Source organism: Mycobacteriales bacterium, from assembly GCA_035533475.1.
Lineage (GTDB): Bacteria > Actinomycetota > Actinomycetes > DATLTS01 > DATLTS01 > DATLTS01.
The window spans coordinates 25,718-37,393 of sequence record DATLTS010000046.1 but is presented as its reverse complement, the minus strand read 5'-3'; the positions used below and the strand labels follow the sequence as shown (position 1 = coordinate 37,393).

Here is an 11,676-nt window from a genome sequence, read left to right as displayed (position 1 = left end):
CCCGGTCATGCCCGAAGCAGGTCGGGCCGGATCGCCCCGACCATCCGGCGGAACCCATCGTGCCAGGGGACCGTCGGGTGGCCGACCAGTTCGTGCATTCGGGACAGGTCCAGCTGGACACTGCGCAGGGCCTGGTCGGTCGGGACGAGCCGGGGCCGGAGGCCGGTCAGCTCGCCTAGGTAGGCACACCAGTCCTCGACGCTCACCGGTTCGTCGCCGCCCCAGTTGACCACCGTCGCCGGCACCCCCGCGACATCGAGAAGCCGTGGCACCATCGCGACGATGTCGTCCTCGTGCAACGGGTGGTAGACGCTTGGGGCGTCATGGTGAATGGCGATGTCCGACCCTTGCGCCATCAGGGCCAGGTGGAACGCCGGCCAGCCGCCACCGTTGCCGTAGGGGACGCTGAGCCGGGCGATGGTCGTGGGTAGCTGCCAGCGCCGTGCGCCGTGCCGGGCTACGGCCTCCGCCGCGATCTTGGCGATGCTGTAGGTCGGCAGGAAATAATTGCGGTGGCTGTCACCGAGGGGGCATCCTCGTCGAAGGCACGATGCCCGTCGGGCTGGTAGACCGCCGTCGTGCTGCAGTGCAGAAAGCCCCGGGCCTGCTGGTAGCGCTCCATGAGAAGCGCCAATCCGCCGACGTTGCCGTCAAGGTCGACCGACCACTTGTTGCTCTTGACGACGGCGAAGTGCAGGACGTAGTCGACCTCTGCCGGAAGATCGTCGAGGTCACCTCCGACCAGGTCCAGCCTGGCGGTGGACACCCCCTCCGCAGCCAGGGACGACCGGAGCGTCTCGTCCCGGAACCGGGCGGCTCCGATGACCTGGTTGTCCCTGGCCAGGGCGACCGCCACCGGGCGGGCAACCGGGCTGGTCACGCCGGTGACGAGTACGCGAGCATTCCTCAGCACATTTCCTCCCCGACGTTCTGACGGATCGTCAGATTCTGTCTGGGGAATGGCCGCCGAAACAAGACGGCAATCGGAGGTCAGCGGGCGACAGCTGCCCAGTCCGCAAAACCGGAGGGATCGTGCCGGCCGATCGAAGCATGCTCGAACAGCCCCCAGCCCTCGGCTCCGTCGAGGCTCGCCCGCGCCACGTGGTCGACCACCCCGAAGGGGATGCGGCTCGCGACCTCCGGACTGGCCAGGTCGTAGACCGCACTATCCCGCCAGGCGGGCCCCCGCCACTGGCCGTGGGTCCAGTCTGGGTCCCCTCCGTAACCGGCGCCGACGTTCAACGCCACTGCCGTGAGTGTGTCGATCTCGAGCCGGAGCGGGCGTCCGGAGCTGTCGGTCAGCCCGATGAGTGCGTGCTCGGGGTGCCGAGTCCCGCTCCGGTAGCCGATCTGGACCCGGGGCCAGCCGAGTTGCTCGATCCGGCCGTCCGGGTGCACGCGGATCGCCTCGTTGAGACTGCGAAAACCGTCCGGATCCTCCTGGGCGATGAGGACGACCGCGTAGCTCTCGAAGCGGATCGGGATGTATAGCCACCAGAAGCCGGCGATTGGCTCGTGCGCTGCTCGCCCGGGAGGCTCGGGCTCGCCCACCGGCCGGATACCCCAGGACCGGTCCCGGCTGCCGACCCAGCGATCCGGGGTGACGGTCCACTCGGACCCGCCGGCCCGGAGCCGACCCTCCCAAGTCCCCACCTGCGCGAACCGGGAGGCGTCGACGATCCGACGGGTGCCGGCGTACAGCGTGTGCGGCGGTTCCTCGGTGGCCGGGAAGGACCCCTCCCAGGTGAGGTCGAAGGCGATTCCGAGTTCATCGCCGGTACAGGTGAGACGTAGTCTGCGCAGAGGCTCGAGTACCTCGACCGCGAACGCCCCGACGCGTTGTTGGAGCCGGTCCTCGGGTAGCTGGTCGGAGCACCGGAGTGCGTGCTGGCGGCCCCCATGCCGGACGACGGCGAAGGCATCGATGACGCCGAGGTTTGGATAAACGCCGAGGCCCGCCACCAGGAAAACGTCGCCGCTGCGATCGTGGGCGTTGACGTAGCAGCGGTCGTAGAAGTTGGGGTCGCTCGATTCCACAGTCCGCATCGATCGTGAGGTCTGATGGATCGGGTACTCATCGAGCGGCGACGGCATCTCCCGACGCTAGCCGGTGACATGAACCCCGACCACGTGTAGATAGTTTCGGCACGCATACGAAGGGTGGGCTGGTGGAGGACGATGCGGACATCCGGCGAATCGATGCCGCGCTGAGTGAGCTGATGCGGCTCACCATGTCCCCTCGGGTGCACGAGGCGCGGGCCAGGGCCAGCGGGGTGCAGCTGTCCCGGGCGAACTTCCGGTTGCTTTCGACGGTTGCCGACTCCGGACCGATCTCGGTGTCCCGGCTGGCCGCGCTGCTCGACGTGAGCCAGCCCACCGCTAGCCGCTCGCTTCTCCAGCTGGAGGAGGAAGGACTGCTGGCCCGAGCCGGGGACCCCGCCGACCGACGGGTGGTGGTCTACGCGGCGACGCCGGCCGGCCGGCGGACCCGGCAGCGGCTGCGCGACCACATGCGCCGCCAACTCGCGGCTTCGCTCGCCAGCATGACCGACGCCAGGCGACGGAGCCTCGCGAACCTGCTCGAGGATCTCGTCGGCCGGCTCTACAGCGCAGGAGCATCGGCCGGGTCGACGGGCACCGCCCGGCGTGCGGTGTCCAGGCGATAGCAGGGCAGGAACCGGCGCCTGGGCAGCGAACTGTTCGGTTCATGAACCGTCGTCTGCTCGCCGCCCTCGCCACGGTCGCCCTTCTGGCCGCCCCGCTCGCCACCGCGGCGTCCGCCGGGCGGCCCGGCCCGCCGCGATTCGCCGTGACGGTGTTCCGCGGTGCAGGCGGAGAGCCGAATGTCTCGGTCAGCCCGAACGGACGGATCGTGCTCGTCGACGGGCTGGGCGGGGGCGGGCCCAACCAGCCGGCCGACCTGTTCCGCTCGATCGACGGCGGCCGGCACTTCGTCAACATCAGGCCGTACTTCCAGCACGTGGGTGGCGGGGATTGGGACATGCGCTGGCTCGACGACCACACCGTGATCGCGGTCGATCTATCTCTCGGTACGGGGATCTACATTCACCGATCCACCGACGGTGGTCTGCACTGGACCGATGCGGTAATCAGTGAGGACGTCTACGACCGTCCTTGGCTGACCACCTTCGGGAGCAGGCTCGTATACGTCGTAACCAAGGGTTTCGACGGCATCCCGTACCTTTACACCAGTCACGACGGCGGGCAGAGCTTCGGCCCGGTGCCGGTGCCGATTTACGGCGACGGAGTGGTACCTGCCGAGGCGGGCGGCACGTCCCCCACCCCGGTCGAGGCGCTCGTGACCAATCAGAACGCCTACGTCGACCACGTCGCTACCGATCCGCGCACCGGTCAGCTCTACGTGCTCTACGGTATCGACGGTCCGGAAACCTATAGCGCGGCCAATCCGGTCGGGGTCCCTGATCGGTTGTACGTGGCGGTGCTCGCGCCGGGCCTGGCCGGCGGCCACTTCGTCAGCCACCCGGTCTACGTCGGGGGGTCCGGTGACGGATTCATCGACGGCTTCAACTGGCTGACCGTCGCCCCGAACGGCACTCTGTACGTGCTGGGCAATGGTCTGCACGCGGGCCACCAGTCCGCCTGGCTCTGGGTGTCCACGGATCACGCGCTGCACTGGTCCCGGCCGGCCGATCTCGGGCTCGCCGGCGGCAACAACGTGTACGCAGCCATCGCGGCCACCTCGGTGCGCGGCACCCTCGGTCTGGTTTATCTGCACGGGCCCGCGAGTGGTCCGAACACCGCCCAGCCGTGGAGCGCCGAAGCCGGTTACGTCGTCCACGCCGACTCGGCGCACCCGGTCGTCGCGGTGGTGCGGCCCCTCCCGTTGCCGGTGCACCTGCTCGACATTTGCATGTCAGGGATCCTCTGCGGCGTCCCAGGGTTCGGAAACAATCGCAACCTGCTCGATTACATCTGGACCGCCGTCGGGCCTGACGGGCGCGGGTTTTCGGCGGTGTCCAGTGACGGCCCGGCGACCGGCAGCAACGGTAACCGGGTCGACGTGGTGCTGTTTCGTCAAACGAGCGGGCCGCTGCTTGGCGCGGGGGTGCCCGACTGACCCCTAGCGGGGGTAGCGGCCCTCCTGCGGCCTGCCCCCGGGAGCGGCATGGCCCCGGCGGGCGGCCTGGCCCCGGCGGGCGGCTTGGCCCCGGGAGCGGCTCCGGCGCCGAGGCTTGCGCTGAGTTCGGCTCCCGCAGCGACGACTGCGCCGGCATGTCGCCGGCCAGGGGTCCGGGTCAGCCGGTCGATCGGGCCGGACACCGAGACGGCCGCGACAACTCGCCCGTCCGCGGCCCGCACCGGCGCCGACACCGACGCGACCCCTGCCTCACGCTCGGCCACGCTGGCTGCCCAGCCCCGGCGCCGCACGGCGGAGAGGGCGGCGGCACTGAACCGGGCGCCCTCGATCAGCCGGGTTACCTCAGCCGGCGGTTCCCAGGCCAACAGGACCTGTGCGGCCGAGCCCGCGCTCATCGGGAGTGCAGCGCCCACCGGGACGGTGTCTCGTAGGCCAGCGGCCCGTTCCGCCGCCGCGAGGCAGACCCGGACGTCGTCGCGCCGACCGTAGAGCTGGGCGCTCTCGCCGGTGGCGTCCCGCAGCCGGGGCAGCACAAAGGCGGCGGCTGCGAGCAGCGGGTCCACGGTCGCGGCCCCAGACAGCTCCGCGAGGCGCCGGCCCAGGGCAAAACGCCCCCCGGCGTCTCTCGCGACCATCCGATGGCTCTCCAGGGCGACGGCAATCCGGTAGGCGGTGGGTCTGGCCAGGCCGGTGCGTTCGACCAACGCGGCAAGACTGGCCGGGCCCACGGCAAGGCTGTCCAGGATTCGAACCGCCTTGTCTATTACGCCGACTCCGCTAGAGTTGTCCATGTTCCGATACTCTCGTCTCGGCCCGCGAGACACAAGAGGCAGCCAGAGGGTAGGTGGAGAGACCGATGGGGCAGACGCTCGCAGCGAAGCTCTGGGACGCGCATGTGGTTCACCGGGCGGAAGGTCAGCCGGACCTGCTCTACATCGACTTGCACCTCGTCCACGAGGTGACCTCGCCACAGGCATTCGATGGGCTTCGGCTCGCCGGCCGGGTGGTGCGCCGGCCCGACCTCACGATCGCGACCGAGGACCACAACGTTCCGACCACCGACCTCGACGCGCCGATCGCCGATCCGGTATCGCGCATCCAGTTGGAGACGCTGCGCCGCAACTGCGCCGAGTTCGGCGTTCCGTTGCATTCCATGGGCGATCCCGAACAGGGCATCGTGCACGTGATCGGACCGCAGCTGGGGTTGACCCAACCGGGGCTCACCGTCGTCTGCGGGGACAGCCACACGTCGACGCACGGCGCCTTCGGTGCCCTTGCTTTCGGGATCGGCACCAGCGAAGTCGAGCACGTGCTCGCCACCCAGACCCTGGCGGCCGTGCGGCCCAAAACGATGGCGGTGAACCTCGACGGCGACCTTCCGGACGGGGTCACCGCGAAGGACCTCATCCTCGGGATCATCGCCCGGATCGGAACCGGGGGTGGGCAGGGCCACGCCATCGAGTACCGGGGGGCGGCGATCCGGGGCCTGACCATGGAAGGTCGGATGACAGTCTGCAACATGTCGATCGAGGCTGGCGCTCGTGCCGGCATCATCGCTCCGGACGCCACCACGTTCGGCTACCTGCGCGGCCGCCGGCATGCGCCGGCGGCCGACGACTGGGACACCGCCGTCGAGCATTGGCAATCCCTGGCGACCGATCCGGATGCCGTCTTCGACCGTGAGGTGAGCTTCGACGCAGCCGGATTCGCGCCTTTCGTCACCTGGGGGACGAATCCGGGCCAGGGCGTCCCGCTCGACGCCACGGTGCCGGATCCGGCGAGCTTCGCCGATCCGGCCGAGCGGGCCGCGGCCGAACGCGCGCTGGCATACATGGCGCTAGCGCCCGGCACCCGGCTGCGCGACGTCGTCGTCGACACGGTGTTCATCGGATCCTGCACCAACGGCCGGCTGGAGGATCTGCGGGCCGCCGCCGAGGTCCTCGCCGGTCGGCGGGTCGCCGATGGCTTGCGCGTGCTGGTCGTGCCGGGATCCACCGCGGTGCGGATCGCGGCAGAGGCCGAGGGCCTGAACGAAGTGTTTCTCGCTGCCGGTGCCGAATGGCGTGGTGCCGGCTGCTCGTTGTGCCTCGGGATGAACCCGGACACCCTCGCGCCGGGTGAGCGTTCCGCGTCGACGTCCAACCGCAACTTCGAAGGCCGGCAGGGCCGCGGCGCGCGAACGCATCTCGTGTCGCCGCAGGTAGCCGCGGCCACTGCCATCACCGGCCGCCTCACGGCGCCGGCAGACCTCTGACCGGAGCCTCCCCATGCAGCCATTCACCGCGCACGCCGGCCGAGCCGTCGCGCTGCGTCGCAGCAACGTCGATACCGACCAGATCATCCCGAGCGATTACCTGAAGCGGGTCACTCGGTCCGGCTTCGCCGACGGCCTGTTCGCCACGTGGCGCAGCGAGCCGGGCTTCGTGCTCGACGACCCCCGACACGCGGGCGCGTCGATCCTGCTAGCTGGTGCCGACTTCGGCACCGGCTCCTCGCGGGAGCATGCGATCTGGGCCCTGCAGGACTACGGATTCCGAGCGGTCATCGCCGAGCGCTTCGCCGACATCTTTCGCGGGAATGCATTGAAGAACGGCTTGCTACCCGTCGTCCTTCCCGGGACGGTCGTCGACGTGCTGATGGATCGGGTCGACCGCGAGCCCACGACCGAAATCGTCATCGACCTCGCCACCCGACAGGTCCGCCTCGGTGATCTCGTGGCCGGCTTCGAAATTGACGACGACACCCGCTGGAGACTGATGGAAGGCCTCGACGACATCGAACTGACCCTTCGACACGTCGAGGACATCGCACTTTTCGAGGTCCGGCGGCCCCCTTGGTTTCCAACGACTTTCGCCCGTCCGGGCCGCAAATCCGGGTCACCGTCGGCCGGCTGAAAAGAAAAACATCCTCGACACAAAGAAAAACGCCGCCCGGTCGTTGTCAGTGCACCCCATTCGCCGCTACGTTCCGTCGAAAGTCGAGCGCGGGTCTCGGCACTAATCGGAGGGTCTACGTGAACAAGGCGGAGCTGATCGATGCCATCGCCGATCGAATCGGTGTGGACAAGAGAACGGCGAACAATGCCGTGGAAGCAGTGATCGATACGGTGACCCGAGCGGTTGCCAAGGGCGAGAAAGTGGCCATCACGGGTTTCGGGGTGTTCGAGAAGATCGAGCGACCGGCCCGGATGGGACGCAACCCGCAGACCGGCCAGGCAGTCCGGGTGAAGAAGAGCTCGGTGCCGAAGTTCCGGCCCGGCAGCCAGTTCAAGGGCGTCGTCAACGGGGCGGTGAAGCTCGCCGCGGCCACCACCTTGGCGGCGAAGTCCACGGCGACGAAGGCGGCGGCCCCCGCCAAGCGCACTGCGGCTAAGGCGAGTAGCGCGGCCAGGGGAGCCGCCGGCCGGCCGGCGGCGAAGAAGGCCCCCGCAAAGGCGGCCGCGAAGAAGGCGGTCGTGAAGAAGGCCCCCGCGAAGGCGGCCGCGAAGAAGGCGCCCGCGAAGAAGGCCCCCGCGAAGAAGGCGCCCGCGCGGCGGCGTTAGGCGGCGCCAGGCGCGATCGTGAAGGAGGGGAAGGCCCGGGTTTAACGGGGCTTCCCCTCCTTCACATCGTGGAGATCGTGACCAGGGTTATTCGCCCGTCGCTGGTCTCGAGCCGGACGCGTTGGCCTGGTCTGAGCAGGCGCAGGCCGGAGCGAGCGAACGCATCCGCTCCAAATGCCAGCTCGCGGCCGTCGTCGGTGACAACGGTGCCGCTGCCGCCCGGTTCGAAAGAGTGCACGGTTGCCTGCATGCTTCTCACCGGCCGGCCGCGGACCGGGCAAGCACCGCTGACGTGTGCGCACCCAACCCGAGGGCATCGGCCGCTGCGAGGTCGACCAACGTGTCGACGTCGCGGCGCAGGCCGTCGATGCCGTCGAGGATGATCGGCATGGCTCCGCCGCGCAGGTGGCGAGCGAGCGAGTCGGTCCCGAACTCCGGGCGGAAATGACGCTGATCCCGGACCGCGTACATCGTGGTGCCGAGCCCGCCGACGTCCGGGACGACAGCCTGCTCGTGGCCGGCGGCGGCGTCTAGCGCGAGGTCAAGTTCGGCCGGGCGCAGTGCCGGCAGGTCGGCGGAGACGGCGGCTACCCCCGACCCGAGATCGGCCAGGGCCGCGGCCACCCCGTGGCGCAGCGCCGGGTTGAGCCCGGCATCCGGGAGGTCTGGCACGACCTGGACCCCGAGCGACCGGAGCTCGGCGGCGGCGGTCGGGTCGTCGCACACGGCCACCACGCACGCGACCCGGCGACCGGCGAGGGCCGCGGCCGCCGTGTCGAGCGCCATCGCCAGGGCGAGCGCAGCCCGTTCCGGTGTCGCCAGCCGGGTCTTCGCGATCTCGAGTCGCTTGACCGGCAGAACGACCGACCAGAGGAGTGCCGCTGACGTCACGTTGGAATAATCGCAGGGTGGCCCACGCCGGGGTCGCGTTGATCGCTCGACAGTCGGCGGCCGTCGAGACAGACTCGCGGCAGGCGAGGCGGCCGGTGGCGCGAACTCTGACGGTCGTGGACGGATGAGGAGGTCGGTTCGGTGCGCCGAGGCAAGATCGGTTTCTGGTACCGCCTCGCCATCTGCGTGGTCAAGCCTCTGCTCCTCGTATTCGTCAAGCGCGACTGGCGCGGCCGGGAGAACATCCCGCCGACCGGCAAGGTGATCATCGCGACGAACCACGTCGGGCATGTCGACCCGCTGACCCTGGCGCACTTCCTCTACGAGAGCGGCCGATTGCCGCGGTACCTGGCGAAGTCCGAGCTGTTCCGGGTGCCGCTCATCGGCCGTCTGGTCCGGGGCGCCGAGCAGATCCCGGTCTACCGCTACACCGCGGACGCCACGCTCGCGCTCCGGGATGCGCTGGGCGCCCTGGGTCGCGGGGAATGCCTGGCCATCTACCCGGAGGGCACGGTCACGCGCGACCCGCAGGGCTGGCCGATGCTCGCGAAGACCGGGGTGGCCCGGCTCGCCCTCGCGACCGGGGCGCCGGTCATCCCGGTGGCCCAGTGGGGTCCGCAGGAGATCCTGCGCCCGTACACCAGGTTGCTCCGTCTGCTGCCCCGCAAGACCTCGCAGGTCCTCGCCGGCCCGCCGGTCGACCTCTCCGGCTATCTCGGCGCCGAGCCGACCGTCGAGGTGTTGCGCGACGTGACCGAAACCATCATGGGCGCGGTCACCGCGCTGGTAGCGGAACTGCGGGGGGCGCAACCGCCGGCGTCGGTGTTCGACCCGCGAACTCGAACCCGAGTCGAAGCCACCACAGCGCGGCGGCGGTCGGCGTGACGCGGGCGGCGGTCCTCGGCGCCGGTTCCTGGGGGACCGCGTTCGCGGCCGTGCTAACCGACGCGGGCACCGAGACCGTGCTCTGGGCGCGCCGCCCGGAGCTCGCCGACGCGCTCAACACCCGGCACGAGAACATCGACTACTTGCCCGGGGTCGTGCTTCCGGCAGCGCTTCGGGCGACCACCGAGGCCGCCGAAGCCCTCGCGGGTGCCGACTTCGTCGTCCTCGCGATGCCGTCCCAGACCCTGCGCGGGAACCTGACCGGCTGGCTGACGATGTTGCCGCCGGACAGCGTGTTGGTCAGCCTGATGAAGGGCATCGAGCTCGGCACCGCCAAGCGGATGAGCGAGGTTATCTGCGAGGTCGCGGACCTCACGGCGGAGCGGGTGGCTGTGGTCAGCGGGCCGAACCTGGCGAAGGAGATCGCCCGCCGGCAACCCGCAGCCAGTGTCGTCGCCTGCACCGACGAGGCCGTGGCAGTCCGCCTGCAGTCCGCCATGGCCACTGGCTACTTCCGGCCGTACACGAACACCGATGTCGTCGGCTGCGAGCTCGGGGGAGCGGTGAAGAACGTCATGGCCGTGGCGGTGGGCATCGCGGTCGGTCTGGGTTTCGGAGACAACGCCCGGGCATCGCTGATCACCCGCGGGCTCGCCGAGACGGCTCGGCTGGGGGAGGCACTTGGCGGCGACCCGCTCACCTTCGCCGGGCTGGCCGGCCTCGGGGATCTCGTTGCGACCTGCTCTTCACCGCTCTCGCGGAACCGAACCTTCGGTGAGAACCTCGGCAAGGGCATGACCGTCGCCGAGGTGCTGGCCATCACGAAGGAGACCGCCGAGGGGGTCAAGTCCTGCGATGCCGTGCTCGAGTTGGCTCACAAGCACGACATCGACGTTCCGATCGCCGAACATGTGGCGGCCGTCGTTCATGAGCGGATGGGTGTCGGAGACATGGTGCGGAGCCTGATGTCGCGGGACCCCAAGTCGGAGCGCCCTCGCGGTGGCTGAGCCCAGCGAGCCGGGGACGCACACCCGCGCCGTCCACCTGCCGGTCCCGCCGCCACCGTCCCAGCCCCCGATCGGCCTGCCGGTCTACCGGACCGCGGTCTTCGGCTTCGACACCGCCGAGGCTTACGCGGACGTGCTCGCCGACCCGACGCTCGGCTACGTCTACAGCCGGATCGACAACCCGACCGCCGACGCGTTCGTCGCGGGACTAACGGCCCTGGAGGCTGGCGGTCTGCCGGTGGCCGACGGCCAGGCGGCGGCCGGTCAGCCGTTCGCTTCCGGGATGGCGGCGATCTCTAGCACGCTGATCGCCCTGTGCTCCGCCGGTAGTCATGTTGTCGTGCAACGCCAGGTCTACGGCGGCACCTATGGCCTGCTCGCCCACGTCCTCGCCCGGTTTGGCGTGGCGGCCACCTTCGTCGACGACGTCGAGGGTGCCCGGGCCGCGTTGCGTCCGGAGACGGCGTTGGTGTGGGCGGAGACGATCGCCAATCCCATGCTGACCGTCGCCGACCTGCCCGGGCTCGCCGCGGTCGCCCATGAAGCCGCCGTGCCGCTCGTCGTGGACTCGACGTTCGCCACTCCGGTGGTCTGCCGGCCACTCGCCCACGGCGCTGATCTCGTCGTGCATTCGGCCACCAAATACATCGGCGGGCATAGCGACGTGACCGGCGGTGCGGTCATCGGCCACCCGGATCTCGTCCGGGCGATCCGGGCTACCCGGATCGATCTCGGCGGCGCGCTGGCCCCGGACGAGGCATTCCTGCTGCACCGCGGGCTCGCGACGCTGCCGCTGCGGGTCGAGCGGCATTGCGCCAACGCCGGGTCGGTGGCCCGCGCTCTGGTCGGGCACCCGGCGGTCGCCGCCGTTCACTATCCCGGGCTGCCGAGCCACGTCGATCATCAGCTTGCCGTGGAGCTGTTCGAGAAAAACCTGTTCGGCGGCGTGGTGACCGTCGTGCCGGTGGGGGGACGGGAGGCTGGACAGGCGTTCTGCAATCGGCTCCGCCTGGCTACCAACGCCACCAGTCTCGGCGGAACGCACACCGTCGTGAGCCACGTAGCCTCCACCACGCACCGTCAGCTCGACGACGCCGCTCTCGCCGGGGCGGGCATCGACCCGGCCGCGGTCCGGATCTCGGTCGGTCTCGAAGACGCCGAGGACATCGTGGCGGACCTGGTCGCGGCCCTGGAGCCGCCCTGACGGGACAACTGTTCACTTTCGTCACATC

General features: G+C 70.0%; 13 protein-coding genes and 1 pseudogene. 8 read left to right on the top strand and 6 right to left on the bottom strand.

Going from position 1 to position 11,676, the window contains the following annotated elements:
- Window positions 1-5 precede the first annotated feature (5 nt).
- The 3 genes from VNG13_11230 to VNG13_11220 all read right to left on the bottom strand — a co-directional run bounded on the left by VNG13_11230 (window position 6) and on the right by VNG13_11220 (window position 2,094).
- Window positions 6-356, bottom strand: a complete 351-nt coding sequence (locus VNG13_11230; protein ID HVA61090.1) for a hypothetical protein — start codon at window positions 354-356, stop codon at window positions 6-8.
- Window positions 357-457: 101 nt separating this feature from the next.
- Window positions 458-913 carry an NAD-dependent epimerase/dehydratase family protein gene (locus tag VNG13_11225; GenBank protein ID HVA61089.1) on the bottom strand — a complete coding sequence of 152 codons (456 nt, stop codon included), beginning with the start codon at window positions 911-913 and terminating at the stop codon, window positions 458-460.
- A gap of 77 nt (window positions 914-990) precedes the next feature.
- Entirely contained in the window at window positions 991-2,094 is a 1,104-nt protein-coding gene (locus VNG13_11220) for a hypothetical protein (protein HVA61088.1), read from the bottom strand.
- A 74-nt stretch (window positions 2,095-2,168) separates the two neighbouring features.
- Between VNG13_11220 and VNG13_11215 the strand changes: the two genes are divergently transcribed.
- The gene (locus VNG13_11215) at window positions 2,169-2,666 is read left to right on the top strand and encodes a MarR family transcriptional regulator (protein ID HVA61087.1); all 498 of its coding nucleotides are present in this window, start codon (window positions 2,169-2,171) and stop codon (window positions 2,664-2,666) included.
- 41 nt (window positions 2,667-2,707) lie between these two features.
- On the top strand, window positions 2,708-4,099 hold the full coding sequence (locus tag VNG13_11210) for a hypothetical protein (GenBank protein ID HVA61086.1): 1,392 nt from the start codon (window positions 2,708-2,710) through the stop codon (window positions 4,097-4,099).
- 110 nt (window positions 4,100-4,209) lie between these two features.
- Here VNG13_11210 and VNG13_11205 read toward each other — a convergent pair.
- Window positions 4,210-4,911, bottom strand: a pseudogene (locus VNG13_11205) (IclR family transcriptional regulator).
- Between the two features lie 65 nt (window positions 4,912-4,976).
- Between VNG13_11205 and leuC the strand changes: the two are divergent.
- The 3 genes from leuC (at window position 4,977) to VNG13_11190 (ending at window position 7,661) form a co-directional block, all read left to right on the top strand.
- Window positions 4,977-6,374 (top strand): 3-isopropylmalate dehydratase large subunit, encoded by a 1,398-nt coding sequence (gene leuC, locus VNG13_11200; GenBank protein ID HVA61085.1) that lies wholly within the window; start codon window positions 4,977-4,979, stop codon window positions 6,372-6,374.
- Window positions 6,375-6,387: 13 nt separating this feature from the next.
- Window positions 6,388-7,014 carry a 3-isopropylmalate dehydratase small subunit gene (gene leuD, locus VNG13_11195; protein HVA61084.1) on the top strand — a complete coding sequence of 209 codons (627 nt, stop codon included), beginning with the start codon at window positions 6,388-6,390 and terminating at the stop codon, window positions 7,012-7,014.
- Between the two features lie 119 nt (window positions 7,015-7,133).
- A complete protein-coding gene (locus tag VNG13_11190) occupies window positions 7,134-7,661 on the top strand; it encodes an HU family DNA-binding protein (protein ID HVA61083.1) in 528 nt (175 codons plus the stop codon).
- Window positions 7,662-7,722: 61 nt separating this feature from the next.
- On the opposite strand, the gene VNG13_11185 is transcribed toward VNG13_11190, so the two are convergent.
- Window positions 7,723-7,911 carry a hypothetical protein gene (locus VNG13_11185; GenBank protein HVA61082.1) on the bottom strand — a complete coding sequence of 63 codons (189 nt, stop codon included), beginning with the start codon at window positions 7,909-7,911 and terminating at the stop codon, window positions 7,723-7,725.
- A gap of 5 nt (window positions 7,912-7,916) precedes the next feature.
- The gene (cofC, locus tag VNG13_11180; protein HVA61081.1) at window positions 7,917-8,552 is read right to left on the bottom strand and encodes a 2-phospho-L-lactate guanylyltransferase; all 636 of its coding nucleotides are present in this window, start codon (window positions 8,550-8,552) and stop codon (window positions 7,917-7,919) included.
- Window positions 8,553-8,693: 141 nt separating this feature from the next.
- Here cofC and VNG13_11175 point away from each other — a divergent pair, with 141 nt between their 5' ends.
- The 3 genes from VNG13_11175 to VNG13_11165 are packed head-to-tail and all read left to right on the top strand — an operon-like array spanning window position 8,694 to window position 11,648.
- Window positions 8,694-9,437, top strand: a complete 744-nt coding sequence (locus tag VNG13_11175; GenBank protein HVA61080.1) for a lysophospholipid acyltransferase family protein — start codon at window positions 8,694-8,696, stop codon at window positions 9,435-9,437.
- Window positions 9,434-10,444, top strand: a complete 1,011-nt coding sequence (locus VNG13_11170; protein HVA61079.1) for an NAD(P)H-dependent glycerol-3-phosphate dehydrogenase — start codon at window positions 9,434-9,436, stop codon at window positions 10,442-10,444. Before VNG13_11175 ends, VNG13_11170 begins: the two co-directional genes overlap by 4 nt.
- Entirely contained in the window at window positions 10,437-11,648 is a 1,212-nt protein-coding gene (locus VNG13_11165) for an aminotransferase class I/II-fold pyridoxal phosphate-dependent enzyme (protein HVA61078.1), read from the top strand. The genes VNG13_11170 and VNG13_11165 overlap by 8 nt, the downstream gene beginning before the upstream one ends.
- Window positions 11,649-11,676: the final 28 nt, after the last annotated feature.

What these genes read in the sequence shown, in the direction of transcription:
- leuD (HVA61084.1), top strand. Translation starts at nt 6,388, where the DNA reads ATGCAGCCATTCACCGCGCACGCCGGCCGAGCCGTCGCGCTGCGTCGC.
- VNG13_11210 (HVA61086.1), top strand. Translation starts at nt 2,708, where the DNA reads ATGAACCGTCGTCTGCTCGCCGCCCTCGCCACGGTCGCCCTTCTGGCC.
- VNG13_11220 (HVA61088.1), bottom strand. Translation starts at nt 2,094, where the DNA reads ATGCCGTCGCCGCTCGATGAGTACCCGATCCATCAGACCTCACGATCG.
- leuC (HVA61085.1), top strand. Translation starts at nt 4,977, where the DNA reads ATGGGGCAGACGCTCGCAGCGAAGCTCTGGGACGCGCATGTGGTTCAC.
- VNG13_11230 (HVA61090.1), bottom strand. Translation starts at nt 356, where the DNA reads ATGGCGCAAGGGTCGGACATCGCCATTCACCATGACGCCCCAAGCGTC.
- VNG13_11185 (HVA61082.1), bottom strand. Translation starts at nt 7,911, where the DNA reads ATGCAGGCAACCGTGCACTCTTTCGAACCGGGCGGCAGCGGCACCGTT.